Raw genomic sequence first — 20,116 nt, forward strand, 5'->3', positions numbered from 1 at the left:
CCTAATAAGTGACTTCTCTTGTCATCGAAGTAGATTGACTGGAGTATTGGGCTACAGTCACAATCAACCGATATATTTCGTTTCAGTCAATTGCGTCCGAGCCTGCTCCAAATCATCTCTTGCGACCAACACTATCGGGCCAGTACAACCCATCCCAGTACGGGCAAAAATATTGGCTTTCCACAGCACCTGGCATGCATCTTCGATCTCAAGGATGTCGATACCGCCAATCTCTGCATCTGTCACTTTCTCCGGAGGCGCAGTCACTTCAGCCTTGGCTTCAGCGGGTTGCTTAGGCTGGCGATACTTGGCCAGCACACTGTTCAGCCCCGCCAAAGACGCCGCTTCCCACTCTTCGTCGACTCGCTTCATGACACTCCCTTTCGCTGCATCAGCACACAGTCTCATCGCACCTGCTACAACAGGGGCGCCAGAGGCTCTTGAAATGATATTTACCAGCTTGTCGGAAGCGCCCTCACCCAATCCCGGCCCGTAACCGAAGCCTGATGCTTCATAGCTACCGCCAGTCGTGAATGAGGAGAACATTTTCATGAGTAGGTTACCGGTCAGGCTATCTGTCACCATGACATCAGGAGTACCTTGCAGCAAATCATTGCCTCGCATGGCTATCCCACCGTCGGCACGGCCTGACTGGGCAAAATGAATGTCGTAACCAGCATCGGCCAGCTCGCGCAAGCTTCGCTCGCACAATGCCGCACCATCGATATTCAACACCCCAACAGTCGGCTTTTCGATACCGCTGGCTTTTGCCAGTGCAATACCGTAAATGGTATTTTTCAGCAGCGCCGCCTGTCGGTTAGTGTCAGTTGTTCCCGTTGTTGATGCGATGATCATTTCACGACCAACCCCAGGTGTCACCACTTTACCCATGGTGCTCACCCCTAACGGGAATGCATAATGCAAAGTCACGCAGCCATCAATTTTTTTGTCAGCAAACAGCGCTTCCATCACCTTGTGACATTCATGCAAATCTGCTGCCGGATAGCATTCGAATCCACATTCAGGGCCTTCGCAACCAATCAGTACTGGCTCGATATCGCTATACTGACGTGCAACCAGTTCTGCGCCTCGAAGAAGTTCCTGGGGACCGTGCTCACTGCCAACCAGTGTCAGAGCAATGCGGATCTTTTTGCCAAACTGACCACTCAGCAGGCCATCAGCCATTGCATTGAAGGTGTCGGACAGTTGTTGATTGATGTTCATAGCAACCTCCGATTACTGCTCACGCGGTTCGCGATTAAGCAAGTTCTCAGCCACATCACGCATTGCCTGGGCAACAACCTGCTTGACCTGAGTCTCATCAAACACTTCTTCCTGCTTTCCGCTGTTCTTCTGAACGACAAAGCTCAGACCATCAAACAGGTTGGTCATACGGCCAAGGAACAAGCTGCCCTTACCTACCATCATGAAGTTGTTGATGTCACCGTTGATGATCATTTCACGGCCAAAGCCAAGGAATGGAACACCCGACGGAATGTGGCCCTGAGTCGGTGCAAAGCCTGTCATACCATGTTTTTCAACAAAGGCAGGTAGCTGAGTACGCTCAAGCTGGCCTTCTTTAACAGCCAATGCCGCAATCATTTTGTAGTTTGACTCTGGTACGTTACCTGCGCCGGCAGGCTTGGTAATTTCAGGGTTCTGCATCTCGACAGAGTATTTATCAATATCTGTCATCGCCATTCCGGCATTTTTCAGCGGGGTGGCAATCAGTGCAGTCATAACAGCCTGAGGGGAAGAGCCGGTACCGATCTGATGGCGACCAACGATATCAGTATTGATTTCAGGGCTGATACCGTCGTTTTCTGTCACCATACAAGCAAAGCCAGCCAGACAATCTTCCAGTACCGGCATGTTATTTTTAACATGGTCACGGCCGTTCATGCCTAGTTTTGCAACAGCACCACCAGCGACAACCATAACGTTCTTGAATATGCCTGATTTAACAAGAGCAGCAGCCAGTGTCATAGCATGAGCTGGTGCGGCACAGAAACCACGAACATCCGAACCCGTTGCGCTGTTACACCCAATGACCTCACCAATCGCCTTGGCAAAGTTACCACCACCACGCTGGTTGATATCACCGCATGCTTCTTCTGAACATTCGATAAGATAATCGACCTTGTCTAGCTCAATGCCCTGTTGCTTCAGGTTCATTGCCGCCATCACGCCTGATGCCTTGGTACACAAGTTCTCGAGCATGATGTGAGCTGACAGGTTTTCATCTTCATCGTGGGCGGCTTTTACACAACCGACCAACTCACCGTTCATCATCAGCACTTCCGCCTGATGATTTTCAACCAGTGCCAGGATCTCATCTTTGGTGATAAGCTGATGGCCGGCAAACAAGTCAACATCGCCATATAGGGCATGTTGACCAGCCGTTGATTGATAGGTGTCGATAAATTCTTGAGTAAGATGAACCAGGTTGAACACGTCTACGTGATTCAACATGGCGTAAAACTGGGCTTGGTTATAGATTTCGCCGTACTTGCCTTCGTGAGAAGTATATTCTTTATTCTCAAACCATGGCTGGGGAATATCTGCCAACTGTTGTGGGGTCAAGTTACCGATATAACATTGGTTAGCTGGGTAAGAAACCACTTCTTCGAATGGACGTAGGTGGTCTTTTAGCTGCTGTAAGTAGCTGTCTGCCGGGTCTTTTGCCCGAGACTGCACTTGTACCGAACCATGTTGAATCAATACATCTGGGGTATGGGCGAGCATGTAGCTCACACCTTTAATTACTGCGTATCCCATTGTTACTCCTGCATCCGAGCCGGATAGTAGGTTCGAGCCAGGAGTCTGACCCGAACCAGCATTGAGATATACTTATGCTAATGCAGTTTCGCTGCGGTATTGTTGCATTTCCGCTTTAATCGCATCGACATCAAGTACCATTTCCATCATTCCGACCTGTTCTTCATAGACAGCTGGATCGACGGCTTCTTTTACTTCGTCTTCAACCACGTGATAACAAGAAAGTCCTAACTGGACTCCCGCCAATGGTCCTGCAAAAGTCGGATCGCCGGTGGTGACGGTTTCACATGCCAGGCCAGAAGCTTCTGCTTCTGCGCCGCCAAGAATCACAACTAGATTCTCTGCGCCTTTTTCCTCAGCAAGGGTTTTAATCCGCTTTTGGTTCTCAAGATCCATTGCGCCTGCGCTTGTTCAGACGAAACATTCTGTAGTAGAGAAAGCAACGTGAGCACCTGTGGTCTTCATGCAAGCTTCGATTGCCTGACCAGGTACGCCATCGCGGTCTCCAAGAATGATCACTGTTTTATTAGCGAACACAATCTTTCTCCCGATTAAACATACTTTCCGAATTGCTCACGATACTCTTTGACCTCTGCCACGATGGCATCGACGTCAAGTACCATTTCCATCATGCTTATCTGCTCGTCATAGACAGCAGAATCCACATTATCTTTAATTTCCGGCTCAACCACATGATAACAAGAGAGTCCTAACTGGACTCCGGCTAATGGACCGGCAAAAGTAGGATCGCCGTTTGTTACGGTTTCACATGCTAGGCCCGAAGCTTCAGCTTCAGCACCACCAAGTACGACTACCAGATTCTCTGGGCCGAACTCGTCAGCAAAACCTTTGATCCTCTTCTGGTTTTCCAGATCCATAGCACCTGCGCTGGTTCAGACGAAACACTCAGTTGTAGAGAAAAGAACATGTGCGCCAGCAGTCTTGATACAAGCTTCAATAGCTTGTCCTGGTACACCGTCTCTGTCTCCCAAGATAATAACTTTCTTATCTTTGAGCATTGTTCACTCCAAGGGTACAGATTACTAAGGTTATGTTGTTGCCAGTTGACTGGTACAACATGTTTTATTAAAAACGCAGTTCCTCGTCGAAACATTGTTTTTACTATTTGTTCAACAGGTTAAAAAACCTATTCAATACAAATTCTTTAAGTGCTCGTACCGTCGCTTATTAAGCGCCGACACCAATGTAGCTTTCTACTCGCTGTGCTACATCTTCCATTTCTAGCTCTTCGCCAGAAAGATGTTCAATTTTTTCACCATTCTTGTAGAACACAAATGAAGGCAAGCCCATCACTTTTTGTGCCATAGCCAAACGGCGGTTACCCTGAATATTCAGCTTGCAGAATTTGATTTCACTGCCATATTTCTCAGCAAGTTCCATCACATCAGGCATTAGCTCAATACAACGGCCGCAGTTTTCGCTCCAGAAATCCACCAAAACAACACCGTCAACGTTAACTTCAGCATCGAAATTTTCTTTGTTCAATTCGATCATTGCTTTTCCCTTAATACAGAGTTTCTAACTCAGCGATATCCTTCACATCTACTCGCTTGGCTTCCTGCCCAGCGTCAAATCGGATTACTACGGGTACTTCGGTAACATCGAAGCGATTGGCAATGTTCTGGCTCTTGTACGTATCAATAGTAACAACGCGCTGATCAGGATTATCTTTGCAGTTTTGTTCAAGCTGGTTAATCACTTCTAAGCTTTCTTTGCTCAGCGGGTTCCAGAATGCCACCATTGCCGTACCACCAAATTCAGCAACAGACTTACGCCAGTTCTCTTCTTCTTCGATATAACGGTCTGCAGCAACTGCTGCGACTGCGCCGTCACCGGCTGCCGTCACTACCTGACGAAGGAATTTATCTGTTACATCACCGACCGAGAAAATACCCGGAACGTTGGTTTCCTGCTTCTCGTTAGTCAGTACATAACCCTGTGGTGTCAGTGCAACCAAACCTTTGATAAAGTCTGTTTTTGGCACGGTACCAACAAACATAAAGACACCATCAGCTGACATCTCGCTGATTTCACTCGTTTTTAGGTTCTTCAGCTTCACGCCGCCCACGAGGTCATCACCTGTAATTTCTTCCACGACAGAGTTCCAGACAAACTCAATTTTATCGTTCGAGAAAGCTTGCTCTTGTGCGGTACGGTCAGCATCCAGGATGCCCTGCTCATGCAGAACAATCATGGTAACTTTGTTGACAAACTTGGTTAGGAATACTGATTCTTCAACCGCTGTATTGCCTGAACCAACAACCACTACATCCAAGTCTTCATAGAAGTCTGCATCACAGGTTGCACAGTAAGAAACACCTTTGCCTCGGAATTCAGATTCACCCTTAATACCTAGGATTCGTGGTGTCGCACCTGTTGCAACAATAACGCTCTTGGTCTGGTACTCTTCGCCTTTATTGGTTTTCAGGGTTTTGATAAACCCGTCTTCAGCGAGACTGATCTCAGTGACTAACCCTTTAGCGAACTCAACACCAAATTTATTACAGTGTGCACGGAACATATCCATTAACTGTGGGCCCGTAGCTTCAAGGATCCCTGGATAGTTTTCCATCTCACTGGTCGTTGCCGCCTGACCACCGGTATTACGCTTCTCTTCAATAATTAGCGTTTTCATTTTGCCGCGAGCTGCATAGACACCTGCTGACATACCGCCCGAGCCGCCACCAATAATGATGACATCGTATAGTTCTGACATATTTTTCACCGATTTGTATTTTCACTACCACATGCCATTAACTTCGAACAATTCTTAGTGCTTATTTCACCTTGAATAAATATTGCGAATATCTATGGCACATCAAAATAAATCAGTTTCCGACGCAAGCTTAATAAGCCCTACGGTTAATACGAACAATGCGAGATAACTAAATTTCATTCTCTACATTTTAAATTTGATAGTAAAAGGAACGACGATCTCTATATAAATAATGAATTTACTGTTTTCCTTTATATTAGAGATGGTCTCTTATTCCTTAACAACTTGAAGGCGATTATAATTAGTAATGTTTATTTTTTTGTGAGCAAGACCCAATTACAGGATAAAACACTGAAATAGAACTGCTAATGATACATAGATCATATTCAACAATAAACGCAGTGCATAACGGGATTGCTTTTTATTACCAAAAGCAATTAAAACAGGAAATACTGTTACACTATAGGAAATTCCATACCCATATGGTGTCAAATTCCATCAATTTTCTATGATATGACACTTTAACTACCAACATTTTATAAATTTTAACAAAGCTGACAAATAACCTTTACCATTAGAATAACTAATGATTGACGCAAAAAAATATAGTGCACTAGTTGCACATGAAGTTGACACCAACCTTGTGATTAAATTTTAGGCGCAAATTATTATGATTTATCGAGTAAATATGATTTAAATTTATTTACTATCAATATATTTAATACATAGAAGCATCAGTAACAATACGAGCCTCAGGGTTTAAAGTTAACTAAACAATCAGTTCGTTTGATTTTCAGGTTTGTATCGCCAAAAAGAGCAACAATACGAACTAATGACTCAAAATACTCAGCGAAATAGCGAAACCCGCCCAATATGTTTTGAGTGATAAGAGGATAATGCTCACAAAAACCTTATTTAATAGAATGATAGTCTCCGCTTCGAAGTTCACATAGACATTTGGAGTTACGCAATGGATACACTGCACTACACTAATGGTTGGCTCAATCTTAAAAATAACCGAATCGATGAGATCAATCATTTCTGTGAAGACTATAAACATTTTCTCAATGCAGGAAAAACAGAACGCCAATGCGTGAAAGCATCAATAGCTGAAGCTGAACAGCATGGCTTCCGCCCTATTGAAGAGTTTGAACAATTAGTCGCTGGGGATAAAGTCTATTTCATCAATCGCAACAAGAACGTTGTATTAACCGTTGTTGGCAAGCGTCCTATTCGCGAAGGTATTCGTTACGTCGTTTCTCATATTGATTCCCCTCGCCTCGATCTAAAACCAAATCCACTGTACGAGAAAAGTGAGCTTGCACTAATGCGTACTCACTATTATGGCGGCATCAAAAAATACCAATGGGCATCTCGCCCTCTAGCCTTACACGGTATCGTCGTCACAAAATCGGGCCGTAGCGTCGATATTGTTATCGGCGAAGATCCTCAAGACCCTGTTTTCACCATTCCTGATCTGCTGCCGCATCTGGATAAAAAAGTTCAGCGCGAGCGTACTGCTGCAGAAGTACTGAAAGGTGAAGAGCTACAGATCATCGTCGGCTCCGTACCAATGGCTTTTGATGACGACAAAATTAAAGACAAGGTCAAACAGCATATCCTCATTAAGCTTCACGAGAAATATGAGATCTCTGAACCTGATTTTATCTCAGCCGAGCTAATGCTGGTGCCTGCTGGCGATGCGCGCGACGTAGGTATTGATCAGGGATTGGTTGGGGCCTATGGCCAGGACGATCGTATCTGTGCCTACACTTCACTCGAAGCCATTCTGGATATTCCAACCCCTGAGCAAACTGCAGTCTGCTTCCTCGTTGATAAAGAAGAAATTGGGTCTTCAGGCGCTACAGGCCTTGAGTCACGCTACCTTGAATTCTTTACCGGCGAATTATTGATCCGTCAGTCAGACGGTAACTATAACGATCAAATGCTACGTCGCTGCCTATGGCAATCCTATGCCTTGTCTTCAGATGTTAACGCTGGTCTCAACCCGCTGTTTGAATCTGTACATGATGCGCAAAATGCCTCCAAGCTAGGCTATGGCTTAGTACTGACCAAGTATACCGGTCATGGCGGTAAGGCAGGATCGAATGACGCCGATGCCGAATATGTTGCAGCACTGCGCCGCATCTTCGACGACCATGAAATTACTTGGCAAACAGGCCTGCTTGGCAAAGTAGACGAAGGGGGCGGTGGTACGGTAGCCAAATACCTCGCACATTATGGCATCAATACAATTGATGCAGGTGCTGCCTTGCTGTCAATGCACTCGCCATTCGAACTTTCCTCTAAATTCGATATCTACGAGCTGTACCGTGCCTATAAAACGTTCTACACCCAAAAATTGTAGCATCCCAGTACTAATGGAGAGTAAGTCATGAAAAAACGTCATCCGTTGACCTTTTACATTCTATGTTCATGCCAGTTCTGGTGGGCACTATCTTTCTATAGCCTATGGGCTATCTTGCCGGTATTCCTCGGTGAAGAGTTAGGTATCGATCAAAAAACCTCATTTGCAACATTTGGTGCTTTTGCCGCACTGGGTGCCGCTATGCTGTTTGTCGGTGGCTGGCTTGCAGATAAAGTTCTTGGCGCCAAGCGGACTCTTGCTTGGGGCTTTTTCTTCCAAGGTCTAGGTTATTTTATCATTGCCTATTCCGCGGTAACGGCTCAACCGCATTTTGTCTTTATTGGTTTGGGTACCGTCGCAGTAGGTCGTGGTATTGGTAGTGTGGCTCCTCCTACTATTATTGCCGCTTCATACGATAAAAACGACCCTCGCCTTGATGGTGCTTACACCCTGTTCTATATGGTCAACAACATTGGTGCATTCCTCGCTCAACTGGGCGCGCCAATCATGGCATATAGCATCGGCTGGACATCGGCCTTCATCTTGTCTGCCGTCGGTATGACCGTCAACGTGGTGACATACTTACTTCTTAACAAGAAAATCAAGCAGGCAACTGAAGCCGACAAACGTGCGGTTCCATTCAAGACCAACAGCCTGTTCCTGTCAGGAGCACTACTTGCGGTTGCTGCAGCTAGCTACTTGCTCACCAACTTGCCGCTGGCACAGTTTGTCTTGGCAATAGCGGCTCTGACTATCTTGTTCCTAATAACAAAGGAAATGAAGAAAGAAAAACCAACCAGCCGCAAACGTATGGTTGTTGGGTTGGTATTGATGGGGCAGGCACTGGCATTCTTTATCCTATACAACCAGATGCCAACGTCACTGAACTTCTTTGCAATCAATAACATTGTACCTGAAGTATTTGGTATTGCAGTCAACCCCGTATCCTATCAGTCTCTGAACCCGATGTGGGTTATCTTCCTTAGCCCTATTCTTGCTCATATATATACGACACTGGGCGAAAAAGGCAAAGACTTGTCGATGCCGGGTAAGTTCGCTCTGGGTATGCTTATTTGTGCGGCTGCATTTGCCTGCGCAGGTTTCTCACAATACTTCGGCGACGAAAAAGGAATGCTAAATCCATTCTGGATTGCAGCGCCTCACTTCTTGTTTGCTATTGGCGAACTGCTTATCTCTGCTTTGGGTCTATCGGCAATCGCCAAACTGTTCCCAAGCCGCATCCGTGGTTTCATCTACGGTGCATGGAACATGACATTAGCCATCGCTTCTGTTGCAGGGGCTTGGGTTGCAGGGCTATCTTCATCTGGCGAAGTCGAAATGACTCCGGTAGAAAGCTTAGTATCCTACGGTAATTACTTCTTCGCCCTGGCTGTTGCTTCCACTATCGTCGGTATAGTCTGTGTTATCTTAGCTCCTCGCCTGAACAAACTGATTGAAAGCGACACAGAAGAACAACAAAAAGAAGATCTACAAACTGCTTAATGCACAAACGTAAAGTTGGCTAAATCAAAAAGCGAGAGCTGCTATTGGCTCTCGCTTTTTCTTGTCTTACCTATCAAAGATACGTCTTGCTCTACGCATTTATTTTAATATGTTTCTTAACTTTCTTAAGCGCCATCTGTTTTTTTAACGGAGAAAGATAATCGATAAACAATTGCCCCTTAAGGTGATCAATTTCATGCTGCATAGCAATTGCTAAAAATCCATCACTTTCAATCGTAATCTCCTTTCCGCTCCGATCTAGAGCTGAAACCGTAACCTTGGTAAATCGCTCGATATCGGCATAATACCCAGGTACCGACAGACAACCTTCTTGCCCTGTCGCCTTGTATTCCCCGCTTTCAACTTTTGGGTTAACCAGAACTAACGGTTCTTTCCGAGACTCCGAAATATCGATTACAACGATAGCCTCAGTGCTACCTACTTGGGTTGCAGCCAGACCAATACCATTATCAGTGCTGTACATGGTCTCAAGCATATCGTCTATTAACGGTTGAACAGCCTCGATATCTACCACATCAGATGCTTTAAGTTTCAACTTTTCGTTTGGAACAGTCAGTATTTCTAATATTGCCATTTGTCCTCGAACTATCGCTATTAAGTGCTATAACGTAAGATAATTACATATCTTGAACCGCAATGCTCGCAAAGCTAGAAGCTAACAACTTTATCTGCTGCAAGCGTCCATTGCGCCAAATCATCCAATGTTCCTATTTCAGCCCCTTCAATAAGTGGCAAATGGGTTAGTCCTCGAGCATCCGTACACGTCTTGCATAACCTCACTTCAGCACCTTGTGCCAATAGAATTTCTATCATCTGCTGAACATTATACCCTTCAGCGGGAACTTGCTTGACAAGAGCACAGGCAACTGCATCCGACATTAGGAATACTTTTATCTGTGTCTTGGCCCTATCTTGCTCATTGAGGTTAATTGCCAGTCTCAAACCGTTGAATGAGCGTTCTGAGCCGTAGGGGGCATCATTAAGAATAAATAACAAAGTCTGTTTGGGTTTGTCTAACATCGTTATGTCCTGGGTTATGTTCTGGGTTATGTTCTGGGTTATGTTCTGGTGAATGCTCAGGCAACCTTATGCCTGAAAGAATAATCCGCTATACTCTACGCCAATTGTGCAGTTACACTCATGATTTAGCTCTATTTTTCGCTCACACAGGATCTACAATTATGGATTTCGACGCGCTGCTCACCCTTTCCGAAAATGGAAAGCTCTTTGCCAACCCTCGCCGTGTTGCATTGCTTAAGGCAGTCCGGCAAACAGGCTCAATAAGCAAGGGGGCCAAACTGGCAGGAATCAGCTATAAAGCCGCCTATGACGCTATCAAAGATATGAATACGCGTTCGGAAACACCGCTGATCACCAGTGAAAAAGGAGGCAAAGGTGGCGGCGGCGCTTCACTAACCCATTTCGGTCAGCGCATTATCCAAATGTATGATCTGCTGGACACTATCCAGAATATGGGGCTTCAGGCGCTAAATGACAAGGATGCCCCACTTCACAGCCTGCTTGGTGTTATGGCTAAATTCTCATTACAAACCAGCGCAAGAAACCAGTTTTTTGGCACCATCAGCGGCATCGAAAACCATGCGTTGCATGATCGTATTTTCATCAGCCTGCAAAATGGACAACAAGTTATCGCAACAATTACCCATGGCAGCACCATGCGATTACAGCTGACTATTGGCAAAGACGTTGTCGCTTTGGTTAAAGGGCCTGCGATTCAAGTTTACTGTGAGCCTCCTGAAGATCAGCAACTCGATAACCAGCTTCAAGGCACTGTGCTGGATATTCAACATGGCGACAGTTCTGCTGAAGTGTCAGTAAAACTTGAAGGAAATGATGAAATCTGCGCTCTTATCCACAAAGATGAAAATGATTTCAATCGCTTAGGCTTGGGTAGCAAAGCGCTGGCCTGTTTTTCCTCATCTCAGGTTATCATTGCAACTTTATGTTAATCGAACTGAATACAAGTGCCGCGGAACACACCGTAATTAGCCCCCTGTAACAGGCAGTTTTCAAAATGCTTGTAATCCAAATACTGGAAAACCACCAGTAGCAACACAGCTAATACCAAACCAACAAGAGCGAGCCTAATCAGCCAAACTTTTTTCTTTTTCAATGCCAGCCACAACAAAAACACCGATATTGGCGCTAGCAATAAAGTGAATGGTAAGAAGTTCACTGCCGAAAGTGACATATCAGACGTCATACCTCAGTAGAATACATGCAGAATTAAATGATAAGTCTTTTTCTGCTCCTAATTCAAAGCATTCCGACATTATTTGCATTAAATTACACAATCCTTACACAAACCATTCATCATAAAAAAACAGCGCTTAAAATCCATATCTCAACGATATGAAATTACATCTTTTTGATGTGATCAGTCCCTCTATTTATTCACAAAAAGCATATTTGTTCTGACCCAAGTCACACTTTGCTATCTTTACTGGTGCGCATCGAAACGTTTCGCTCTACATTTACAGCCATCGAAACGTTTGCGTAAACGTTTCGATGTATAAAAAAACAGCAAGGAAAGAAAAACCAAGGCTGGCGAGAACAAACGCATCACCACCATGAATTAATAAGGTGCAACCCATGAAAAAAAGCGCACTCATCAATGCTGAATTGTCTTACATCGTCGCAACCCTAGGTCACACCGACGAAGTTACTATCTGCGATGCAGGGCTACCTATTCCTGACGAAACACAACGTATCGATCTTGCACTTATTCCTGGTGTACCCACTTTTATCGATACCGTAAAAGCAGTTCTTGGCGAAATGCAAATTGAAGGGGTTGTGATGGCTGAAGAGTTTCAGCAGGTAAGTCCCGATCACCATCAGGCTCTGATTGAACTCATCCGCAACGAAGAAATACTGTGCGGAAAACCAATCAATATCTCCTATGTCAGCCACGAGGCATTCAAAGTTCATACTAAAAATAGCAAAACGGTGATCCGCACTGGTGAATGTACACCTTACGCCAATGTGATTTTTCAGTCCGGCGTAGTGTTCTAACACCCTACTCATCTGCTTAGTTGCAAGGAACTGACATGAAACAGCCAATATTAGAATTGAAAGGCATTGAGAAAGCTTTCCCGGGTGTAAAAGCGCTCGATAATGCTTGCCTCAATGTCTACCCGGGCAAAGTGATGGCTTTGATGGGTGAAAATGGTGCAGGTAAGTCGACCTTGATGAAGGCACTCACCGGTATTTATGCAATGGATGCTGGCGAGATCCGCTACCAGGGCGAACAAGTTAACTTTAACGGTCCTCGTCACTCTCAGGAAGCAGGTATCAGCATCATCCATCAGGAACTCAACCTGATCCCTGAACTAACTATTGCCGAGAACATCTTCCTTGGCCGAGAAAAAACTAATGCCTTCGGTGGTATCAAATGGTCAGAGATGTACCGTGAAGCTGATGCCCTGCTCAACCGCCTGAATGTCAAACACAGCTCGCGCCAGCTGCTGGGTGAACTAAGTCTGGGTGAACAACAAATGGTAGAAATCGCCAAGGCATTGTCATTTAAGTCTCAGGTCATCATTATGGATGAACCGACAGATGCCCTAACGGATACCGAAACCGAATCACTGTTCAAGGTAATCAATGAACTACGCGAAGAAGGCTGCGGTATTGTTTATATCTCACACCGCCTGAAAGAGATATTCGAGATCTGTGACGATATCACGGTGCTTCGTGACGGTAAGTTCATTGGCGAACGTCAGGTCGCTGATATAGACGAAGATACCATGATTGAAATGATGGTTGGTCGCCGGCTGGACGAACAGTACCCGCGCATCGATGTTAAGCACGGTACCACCTGTCTCGAAGTTAAAAATCTCTCTGGTGCAGGTGTAAACAACGTGAGCTTTACCTTGGATCGCGGTGAGATCCTTGGTGTTTCCGGCCTGATGGGTGCCGGGCGAACCGAACTAATGAAAGTGATTTACGGAGCCCTCACCCGTGAGTCTGGTGAGATCATTCTTGATGGCAAAACTATCAACCCGATTAGCCCGCAAGACGGTCTTGCCAATGGTATTGCCTATATTTCTGAAGATCGTAAGGGTGACGGCCTGATTCTGGGACTATCAGTCAAAGAGAACATGTCTATTTGCTCGCTTGACCAACTGTCCAAGGGTATTCAGCTCAAACACTATGATGAAGTCACCGCTGTTGAAGACTTTATCCGCCTTTTCAACATCAAAACACCAAGCCGCAATCAAATAATTGGCAACCTGTCTGGTGGTAACCAGCAAAAAGTGGCTATAGCCAAAGGCCTGATGACCAGACCGAAAGTACTGATCCTCGACGAGCCGACCCGAGGTGTCGATGTCGGCGCAAAGAAAGAAATCTATCAGTTAATCAACCAATTTAAAGCCGAAGGAATGAGCATCATCCTTGTCTCTTCGGAAATGCCTGAAGTACTTGGTATGAGTGACCGCATCATGGTCATGCATGAAGGACAAATCAGCGGTGAGTTTATAGCCACTGAAGCCGACCAAGAAAAATTACTAGCCTGCGCTGTGGGTAAACAAATCAACGAGGTAGCAGCATGAGCACCAACGCTATGACCAAAACACAAGAGACTGGTAGCAACAAGCTATTTACCAAAGAATGGTTAATTGAACAGAAATCACTAATCGCGTTGGTTTTCCTTATCGTGGTGGTGTCTTTCCTTAACCCGAACTTCTTCACCGTCGACAACATTTTAAACATCCTCCGTCAAACCTCGGTGAATGCAATTATCGCAGTAGGTATGACTCTGGTTATCCTGACTGCCGGTATTGACCTCAGTGTCGGTTCAGTGCTTGCCCTGTGTGGTGCCTTTGCCGCAACCATGATCGGAATGGAAATTCCGGTAATCATAGCAGTACCAACAGCGTTGTTGGCTGGTGCGGCTCTAGGGGCAATCAGTGGCGTGATCATTGCCAAAGGTAAGGTACAGGCCTTTATCGCAACCTTGGTTACCATGACTCTGCTTCGCGGTGTCACTATGGTCTACACCGATGGTCGCCCGATTTCGACAGGTTTCACTGACGTAGCAGACAGCTTTGCCTGGTTCGGTACTGGTTACGCAATGGGAATTCCAGTTCCAATTTGGCTGATGGTTATCGTGTTCGCAGCAATCTGGTATGTACTGAACCACACTCGCTTCGGCCGCTATGTCTACGCACTAGGCGGCAACGAATCAGCAACTCGTCTTTCGGGCATCAATGTAGATCGCGTCAAGATTGGCGTCTACGCAATCTGCGGCCTGTTAGCAGCCTTAGCTGGCATCATCGTTACCTCTCGTCTTTCTTCGGCACAACCTACAGCCGGTATGGGATACGAACTGGATGCGATTGCTGCTGTCGTTCTTGGTGGCACCAGCCTGGCTGGCGGTAAAGGCCGAATTATGGGTACCCTCGTTGGCGCTCTTATCATCGGCTTCCTAAATAACGCACTAAACCTATTGGACGTATCGTCCTACTACCAGATGATTGCAAAAGCAGTGGTAATTTTGCTTGCTGTCTTGGTAGATAACAAAAATAAGTAACCCTCTGTAGCTAGGTATATCTAGTAACGCGGGCGGTATCTTCTGCCCGCAACCAACCCGACATATGTAGAAAGGAAAACAGAATGAAAAAGTTAGCAACCCTAATCTCTGCCGCTGTATTGTCTGCTTCATTCAGCACTACTGCTGCAGCGCAAGACACTATGGCAATGGTTGTATCAACGCTAAATAACCCATTCTTCGTCACCATGAAGGAAGGTGCAGAGGCGAAAGCACAAGAGTTAGGCTATAAGCTTATTGTTCTTGATTCACAAAACGACCCAAGCAAAGAACTTTCTAACATCGAAGATCTTACTGTTCGCGGTGTGAAAGCAATTCTTATCAACCCAACAGACTCCGATGCGGTTTCTAACGCCATTCGCATGGCTAACCGTTCAAACATCCCTGTTCTGACGCTAGACCGTGGTGCAAGCCGTGGTGAGGTTGTCAGCCACATTGCTTCTGACAATGTTGCCGGTGGCGAAATGGCGGGCAAGTACATCATGGAAAAAGTGGGTGAAAAAGCACGCGTTATCCAGCTAGAAGGTATCGCAGGCACATCTGCAGCCCGTGAGCGCGGTCAAGGCTTTATGAATGCCGTTAAAGCAAATGGCATGAACCTACTTGCCAGCCAGCCTGCTGACTTCGACCGTACCAAAGGTCTGAACGTGATGGAAAACATGCTTGCTGCAAACCCAGATGTTCAGGCCGTATTTGCTCAGAACGATGAAATGGCGCTAGGTGCCCTACGCGCAGTTCAGGCATCAGGCAAAGATGTACTGATCGTTGGCTTCGATGGTACTGACGACGGTATTGCCGCAGTTAAGCGCGGAATTCTGGGCGCAACTATTGCCCAGCAGCCAGATATGATCGGTGCGTTAGGTGTAGAGACAGCTGATAAAATGTTGAAAGGCGAGAAAGTTGAAGCAAACATTCCTGTTCCGCTTAAAGTAATTACGCAATAAGAAACATAGTGGCGAGTGTCGAGAAACTAGTACCTAGAAACTCGATACTCGCCTACCATAGCAAGAACCAGAGTCTATCGTTTAGCACCCTGCTTAAACCGCACTGCTAACCCATACATTTTGGCCAGATAAAAACGGCAGTTAGTTATAAAGGTCCCGATATGAATAAATTAGTTGTTCTTGGTAGCGTGAATGCTGACCATGTATTGCAAGTAGCCTCTTTCCCACGCCCGGGAGAAACGTTACATGGCCACAGCTATTGTGTTATTCCCGGAGGCAAAGGGGCTAATCAGGCGGTTGCAGCAGCGCGTCTTGGCGCTGATATTGCCTTCATTGCCAGTGTCGGTGATGACAGTTTTGGCCGCGAGATGTGTGAAGCATTTGCCAGAGAAGGTATCAACACCGAAGCCGTAATGATTGAAGAAGGCATGCCAACAGGCATTGCTATGATCCAGGTTGCTGCGACGGGTGAAAACAGTATTTGTATTTCAGCAGAAGCCAACGGCAGCCTCAGCCCTTCACGTATTGAACCTCACCATCACCTTATTAAGAATGCCGATACTCTGCTGATGCAGCTTGAAACGCCAATCGAAACCATTGAAGCAGCCGCCAAGGTCGCCAAGCAGTCAGGGACACGCGTGGTTCTCAATCCTGCCCCTGCGCAACCATTAGCAGATGACTTATTGCAACTTGTTGATATGATTACACCAAATGAAACTGAAGCAGAACTGCTGACGGGTGTTAAAGTAGAAGATATGGCCTCGGCACAACATGCAGCAGATGTGCTGCATAGCAAAGGCATCAAACAGGTAATGATCACGCTTGGCAGTCAAGGGGTATGGTTCAGCCAAAATGGCGAAGGCCAACAAGTTCTTGGGTTCCGCGTCGAGGCGAAAGATACAACGGCAGCCGGCGATACTTTCAACGGCGCACTACTTACCGCGATGCAGGAAGGTCGAGCATTAGAACCCGCGATTCGATTTGCTCATGCCGCCGCTGCAATTTCAGTTACACGTATGGGTGCTCAGACTTCCATTCCACACCGTAGAGAAGTGGAACGCTTTCTAATAGAGCACTAATAAGTCAATCGCCTATATGGCCTAACCCTTCTGTTGTTGGATTGGCTATATAGGCAATACCAGATTTCTGGTATGTGTCAGGGAGAATTCAATGGCGACAATAAAAGACGTTGCTAAACATGCCGGAGTATCCACCTCCACGGTTAGTCACGTCCTGAATAAAACGCGCTTTGTCAGCGAAGATATTTCAGTTCGCGTACAAGCTGCCGTAAAAGAGTTGAACTACGCGCCATCAGCCCTCGCCCGCAGCCTTAAGGTCAATCACACCCGTACATTTGGCATGTTGGTAACAACATCGACCAACCCTTTCTTCGGCGAAGTTGTCAAAGGCGTCGAGCGTCGATGCTACCAACAGGGCTATAACCTGATCCTGTGTAATACCGAAGGTGATGTCGAGCGTATGCACTCGAACCTTGATACCCTGCTGCAAAAACGTGTTGATGGTCTGCTGTTGATGTGCAGCGAAGTTGAAGGCAAAGAGTTTGACCTTTTCACCCGCCACCAACCAGTACCAACCGTGGTAATGGACTGGGGGCCTATCGATTTCCCTAGCGACAAGATCCAGGATAACTCCCATCACGGCGGATACCTGGCAACAAGGCACCTTATAGAGCAAGGACACAAACGCATCGGTTGCCTAACGGGCCCATTAGATAAGCTTCCTGCTCAGCAACGTCTTTCTGGCTTTATACAGGCGATGGAAGAGGCAAAACTGGAGATTAACAAAGACTGGATTGTCTCCGGCAGCTTTGAATGCGAGGGTGGCGAAGTTGCTTTCAATCAGCTCTATGAACGGGGAACACTTCCTACAGCATTGTTTGTCTGTAATGACATGATGGCGATGGGTGTGATCAATACGGCACACAAAAAAGGCCTGTCAGTCCCTGATGATTTATCCATTGTTGGTTACGATGACATTAAGCTTGCTAAATACATAACGCCGTCACTGACGACGATCCACCAGCCCAAACATCGGCTTGGCCAGCAGGCTGTCGATACCCTGCTGGATAAGATCCAGAGCAAGCGCGAAAGCAACCAGATAATTCAACTCGAGCCGACTCTTGTTGAACGCGACAGTGTGAAATCATTACAATAGTCGCTGCATTAATAATTACAATAACCCGTGTATCATACTCTATAGCGGCAAACTCCGGGCAGAAGTCCGGAATTTGTCTTAACTGCAACTTTTCGCCCCAACGATTAAGAGGATGCTTTTGACTCTTCCTCATTCAAGCTCAGATAATAATCTTTCAAAGTATGACGACCATACTGTGGCGCAACCATCTCAATTCCCATCACCGTCAGAAAAAACTCAAACGGACCGTAAAACTTGCTGCTAGTAAGAGTAGTTAGCAGTTTGCAGGCTGCCACTCTGCACCAATCGGGGATGTGCGTTACTTTGGCCGTTTTTCCCAAGGCCTGGAATGCAGTCATGGCGATATCGTTCTGGCTGAGAGTCTGCGGCCCACCAACATTGACCACTTTTTCTGCTCCGGCAATCGCATCGATACAGACTTCAGCCAAGTCCTCACCGTGAATAGGGTTACCTCTCAACTTCCCGTCCCCAAACAGATACACTCTCCCCTTCTTTGCCATATGGTAAATTTCTGACATGTCCGAAAAAAAGCCATTCGGTCGTATGACGCAATAATCTAGCCCTGAGCTTTTAAGCTGCTCGACAAAAGCTTCTTTTGCCTGAAAAATTTTCAAGTGTTTTAACGTGTCACCATTTAAAGCTGATACATAGATGAATTTTCTGACCCCACTCTGTTTTGCCTGCTGTAACAGGTTCATATTGGCCTGATAATCAACATCCATGTATGTCAGACCGTCTTTCTGTCTCGTTATACCAACCGTTGAGATAACAGCATCCACACCTTCGCAGCAGGCCGACAAAGATTCCGGATTAGTCACTTCGGCTTCAATTACCTCATATAACTCTCTTTCTTGAGCGGTCAGCCTTGATGCGTTCCGAACTACCGCACTAACAAGGAAACCTCTTCTCTTAAGCTCGTGCGCTACATAGCGCCCTAGGTACCCTGTCGCTCCGGCCAAAAGTACTCTTTCCATGAAATACCCTCTCTCGCTGAAATTTAGAATGGTACACACTGCACCAGCCCATGTATTAGTTTGTTTCGTGTTATAGAGGCAATATTAAATTACTACTCACCCAACGGACGATACGGCTCTTCTTTCGGTAGATGACTTAATAGTAACTTGATATAGAACATTGGCAGGAACCACTCTAGACCGGTTGGCTGTTCAAGCGCATAGAGAGTAATAAGCAATGAACCAACATATAAGATCATCGCAATTGACCTCTGTAAATACAAAGCCGAACTTATTATCAAATAAGCGGCAACCAACATGTAGCCGCTCGTTACGGCGATCCAAGTCAGATCGAATGAGAGAAAAAGCCAGGAAACAACAATTAAATGAACTAAATGTACCGAGATGAAAGTCATATGCTGCTTTATTCCCTGCCCGTCTCGATGAAACCATCGCTTAGCACTTGATGTTGAATTGGTGATTATTCCGCCTGTAATATCAAAGGCGAGAAAGGCACAAATCACTTGCTGAACTAATGACCACCCTGTATCAATCCAAGCTGCATATAGCAAAGAAACAATAACGGCGATTACTGGGGGAATCGTTTGAAGACGCACTTCCGCGCATGTTGCTCCAGGGCCAAACAGCTTGTCGATAGCCCCAGCCATCCCTTTCCTTGGCTTTGGATAGTTCCAGTTAATTGCCATAACGATATTTCCTTATCTAAGGTTTCAATTTCGTCAATCACAGAGTTCGACTGTTTTGTGACCGTTTAACTCAAACCTTCGTTATTCCGACCACCTGGACTATAAAATTACCACTTTGCTTGAAAGCCATCAAGCGTTATGGTCCAACCGGACTAAAAATAAGGGAATACGCCTAAGATCATTACTCACAACCAACACAAACAAAATATTGCAGAGCAAGGCTAACCAGGAACAAGCTATATCGAAAAGTACCCAGTACTTAGGCTAAGACAAATCAAAACAGGTTTATTGTATGTTGCAGGGGGGACTAGGGCACCTGACGGCGGTAGATCTACTGATTGGAATAAATCGCTGAATG

General features: G+C 45.9%; 20 protein-coding genes. 9 read left to right on the forward strand and 11 right to left on the reverse strand.

The window, feature by feature from the left end; translation table 11 throughout:
• Positions 1 to 63 precede the first annotated feature (63 nt).
• From grdD to trxB, 6 genes are all read right to left on the reverse strand, one after another.
• Positions 64 to 1,224: a glycine/sarcosine/betaine reductase complex component C subunit alpha gene (gene grdD, locus EDI28_RS09430; protein ID WP_128783613.1), complete on the reverse strand. Its 1,161-nt coding sequence runs from the start codon at positions 1,222 to 1,224 to the stop codon at positions 64 to 66.
• A gap of 12 nt (positions 1,225 to 1,236) precedes the next feature.
• Positions 1,237 to 2,778 carry a glycine/sarcosine/betaine reductase complex component C subunit beta gene (gene grdC, locus EDI28_RS09435; RefSeq protein WP_128783614.1) on the reverse strand — a complete coding sequence of 514 codons (1,542 nt, stop codon included), beginning with the start codon at positions 2,776 to 2,778 and terminating at the stop codon, positions 1,237 to 1,239.
• Positions 2,779 to 2,850: 72 nt separating this feature from the next.
• Positions 2,851 to 3,315: a glycine/sarcosine/betaine reductase complex selenoprotein A gene (gene grdA / locus EDI28_RS09440; protein ID WP_128783615.1), complete on the reverse strand. Its 465-nt coding sequence runs from the start codon at positions 3,313 to 3,315 to the stop codon at positions 2,851 to 2,853.
• A 14-nt stretch (positions 3,316 to 3,329) separates the two neighbouring features.
• On the reverse strand, positions 3,330 to 3,797 hold the full coding sequence (gene grdA / locus EDI28_RS09445) for a glycine/sarcosine/betaine reductase complex selenoprotein A (protein WP_128783616.1): 468 nt from the start codon (positions 3,795 to 3,797) through the stop codon (positions 3,330 to 3,332).
• A 169-nt stretch (positions 3,798 to 3,966) separates the two neighbouring features.
• Positions 3,967 to 4,293, reverse strand: a complete 327-nt coding sequence (gene trxA, locus EDI28_RS09450) for a thioredoxin TrxA (RefSeq protein WP_128783617.1) — start codon at positions 4,291 to 4,293, stop codon at positions 3,967 to 3,969.
• Between the two features lie 10 nt (positions 4,294 to 4,303).
• Positions 4,304 to 5,515: a thioredoxin-disulfide reductase gene (trxB, locus tag EDI28_RS09455; RefSeq protein ID WP_128783618.1), complete on the reverse strand. Its 1,212-nt coding sequence runs from the start codon at positions 5,513 to 5,515 to the stop codon at positions 4,304 to 4,306.
• A 970-nt stretch (positions 5,516 to 6,485) separates the two neighbouring features.
• On the opposite strand from trxB, the gene EDI28_RS09460 reads away from it, so the two are divergent.
• Positions 6,486 to 7,883 (forward strand): aminopeptidase, encoded by a 1,398-nt coding sequence (locus EDI28_RS09460; RefSeq protein ID WP_128783619.1) that lies wholly within the window; start codon positions 6,486 to 6,488, stop codon positions 7,881 to 7,883.
• A 27-nt stretch (positions 7,884 to 7,910) separates the two neighbouring features.
• On the forward strand, positions 7,911 to 9,386 hold the full coding sequence (locus EDI28_RS09465; RefSeq protein WP_128783620.1) for an oligopeptide:H+ symporter: 1,476 nt from the start codon (positions 7,911 to 7,913) through the stop codon (positions 9,384 to 9,386).
• 91 nt (positions 9,387 to 9,477) lie between these two features.
• Here the strand turns inward: EDI28_RS09465 and def are convergent, their stop codons facing one another.
• Positions 9,478 to 9,981 carry a peptide deformylase gene (def, locus tag EDI28_RS09470; protein WP_128783621.1) on the reverse strand — a complete coding sequence of 168 codons (504 nt, stop codon included), beginning with the start codon at positions 9,979 to 9,981 and terminating at the stop codon, positions 9,478 to 9,480.
• Between the two features lie 74 nt (positions 9,982 to 10,055).
• Complete coding sequence (locus tag EDI28_RS09475) at positions 10,056 to 10,427, reverse strand: DsrE/DsrF/TusD sulfur relay family protein (RefSeq protein WP_128783622.1); 372 nt, start codon at positions 10,425 to 10,427, stop codon at positions 10,056 to 10,058.
• 161 nt (positions 10,428 to 10,588) lie between these two features.
• On the opposite strand from EDI28_RS09475, the gene EDI28_RS09480 reads away from it, so the two are divergent.
• A complete protein-coding gene (locus tag EDI28_RS09480) occupies positions 10,589 to 11,377 on the forward strand; it encodes a TOBE domain-containing protein (protein WP_233353332.1) in 789 nt (262 codons plus the stop codon).
• Here the strand turns inward: EDI28_RS09480 and EDI28_RS09485 are convergent.
• Positions 11,374 to 11,619, reverse strand: a complete 246-nt coding sequence (locus tag EDI28_RS09485) for a hypothetical protein (RefSeq protein ID WP_128783623.1) — start codon at positions 11,617 to 11,619, stop codon at positions 11,374 to 11,376. The genes EDI28_RS09480 and EDI28_RS09485 overlap by 4 nt on opposite strands.
• Before the next feature lie 401 nt (positions 11,620 to 12,020).
• On the opposite strand from EDI28_RS09485, the gene rbsD reads away from it, so the two are divergent.
• The 6 genes from rbsD (at position 12,021) to EDI28_RS09515 (ending at position 18,098) form a co-directional block, all read left to right on the forward strand.
• A complete protein-coding gene (gene rbsD / locus EDI28_RS09490) occupies positions 12,021 to 12,440 on the forward strand; it encodes a D-ribose pyranase (RefSeq protein WP_128783624.1) in 420 nt (139 codons plus the stop codon).
• Positions 12,441 to 12,475: 35 nt separating this feature from the next.
• Complete coding sequence (gene rbsA / locus EDI28_RS09495; RefSeq protein WP_128783625.1) at positions 12,476 to 13,981, forward strand: ribose ABC transporter ATP-binding protein RbsA; 1,506 nt, start codon at positions 12,476 to 12,478, stop codon at positions 13,979 to 13,981.
• A complete protein-coding gene (rbsC, locus tag EDI28_RS09500) occupies positions 13,978 to 14,961 on the forward strand; it encodes a ribose ABC transporter permease (protein ID WP_128783626.1) in 984 nt (327 codons plus the stop codon). Before rbsA ends, rbsC begins: the two co-directional genes overlap by 4 nt.
• 83 nt (positions 14,962 to 15,044) lie before the next feature.
• On the forward strand, positions 15,045 to 15,923 hold the full coding sequence (rbsB, locus tag EDI28_RS09505; RefSeq protein ID WP_128783627.1) for a ribose ABC transporter substrate-binding protein RbsB: 879 nt from the start codon (positions 15,045 to 15,047) through the stop codon (positions 15,921 to 15,923).
• A 161-nt stretch (positions 15,924 to 16,084) separates the two neighbouring features.
• Positions 16,085 to 17,002: a ribokinase gene (gene rbsK, locus EDI28_RS09510; protein WP_128783628.1), complete on the forward strand. Its 918-nt coding sequence runs from the start codon at positions 16,085 to 16,087 to the stop codon at positions 17,000 to 17,002.
• Positions 17,003 to 17,093: 91 nt separating this feature from the next.
• Positions 17,094 to 18,098: a substrate-binding domain-containing protein gene (locus EDI28_RS09515; RefSeq protein WP_128783629.1), complete on the forward strand. Its 1,005-nt coding sequence runs from the start codon at positions 17,094 to 17,096 to the stop codon at positions 18,096 to 18,098.
• Positions 18,099 to 18,202: 104 nt separating this feature from the next.
• Here EDI28_RS09515 and EDI28_RS09520 read toward each other — a convergent pair whose 3' ends face one another.
• The gene (locus tag EDI28_RS09520) at positions 18,203 to 19,072 is read right to left on the reverse strand and encodes an SDR family oxidoreductase (protein WP_128783630.1); all 870 of its coding nucleotides are present in this window, start codon (positions 19,070 to 19,072) and stop codon (positions 18,203 to 18,205) included.
• 92 nt (positions 19,073 to 19,164) lie between these two features.
• Positions 19,165 to 19,758 (reverse strand): hypothetical protein, encoded by a 594-nt coding sequence (locus tag EDI28_RS09525; protein WP_128783631.1) that lies wholly within the window; start codon positions 19,756 to 19,758, stop codon positions 19,165 to 19,167.
• Positions 19,759 to 20,116: the final 358 nt, after the last annotated feature.

The organism is Photobacterium chitinilyticum (assembly GCF_004104355.1).
Classification (GTDB): Bacteria; Pseudomonadota; Gammaproteobacteria; order Enterobacterales; family Vibrionaceae; genus Photobacterium; species Photobacterium chitinilyticum.

Coding starts and splice junctions, on each gene's coding strand:
- rbsD (WP_128783624.1), top strand. CDS start 12,021: ATGAAAAAAAGCGCACTCATCAATGCTGAATTGTCTTACATCGTCGCA.
- EDI28_RS09460 (WP_128783619.1), top strand. CDS start 6,486: ATGGATACACTGCACTACACTAATGGTTGGCTCAATCTTAAAAATAAC.
- rbsC (WP_128783626.1), top strand. CDS start 13,978: ATGAGCACCAACGCTATGACCAAAACACAAGAGACTGGTAGCAACAAG.
- EDI28_RS09480 (WP_233353332.1), top strand. CDS start 10,589: ATGGATTTCGACGCGCTGCTCACCCTTTCCGAAAATGGAAAGCTCTTT.
- grdC (WP_128783614.1), bottom strand. CDS start 2,778: ATGGGATACGCAGTAATTAAAGGTGTGAGCTACATGCTCGCCCATACC.
- EDI28_RS09520 (WP_128783630.1), bottom strand. CDS start 19,072: ATGGAAAGAGTACTTTTGGCCGGAGCGACAGGGTACCTAGGGCGCTAT.
- EDI28_RS09475 (WP_128783622.1), bottom strand. CDS start 10,427: ATGTTAGACAAACCCAAACAGACTTTGTTATTTATTCTTAATGATGCC.
- trxA (WP_128783617.1), bottom strand. CDS start 4,293: ATGATCGAATTGAACAAAGAAAATTTCGATGCTGAAGTTAACGTTGAC.
- rbsB (WP_128783627.1), top strand. CDS start 15,045: ATGAAAAAGTTAGCAACCCTAATCTCTGCCGCTGTATTGTCTGCTTCA.
- EDI28_RS09465 (WP_128783620.1), top strand. CDS start 7,911: ATGAAAAAACGTCATCCGTTGACCTTTTACATTCTATGTTCATGCCAG.
- grdD (WP_128783613.1), bottom strand. CDS start 1,224: ATGAACATCAATCAACAACTGTCCGACACCTTCAATGCAATGGCTGAT.
- rbsK (WP_128783628.1), top strand. CDS start 16,085: ATGAATAAATTAGTTGTTCTTGGTAGCGTGAATGCTGACCATGTATTG.
- EDI28_RS09485 (WP_128783623.1), bottom strand. CDS start 11,619: ATGTCACTTTCGGCAGTGAACTTCTTACCATTCACTTTATTGCTAGCG.
- def (WP_128783621.1), bottom strand. CDS start 9,981: ATGGCAATATTAGAAATACTGACTGTTCCAAACGAAAAGTTGAAACTT.
- EDI28_RS09525 (WP_128783631.1), bottom strand. CDS start 19,758: ATGGCAATTAACTGGAACTATCCAAAGCCAAGGAAAGGGATGGCTGGG.
- EDI28_RS09515 (WP_128783629.1), top strand. CDS start 17,094: ATGGCGACAATAAAAGACGTTGCTAAACATGCCGGAGTATCCACCTCC.
- trxB (WP_128783618.1), bottom strand. CDS start 5,515: ATGTCAGAACTATACGATGTCATCATTATTGGTGGCGGCTCGGGCGGT.
- rbsA (WP_128783625.1), top strand. CDS start 12,476: ATGAAACAGCCAATATTAGAATTGAAAGGCATTGAGAAAGCTTTCCCG.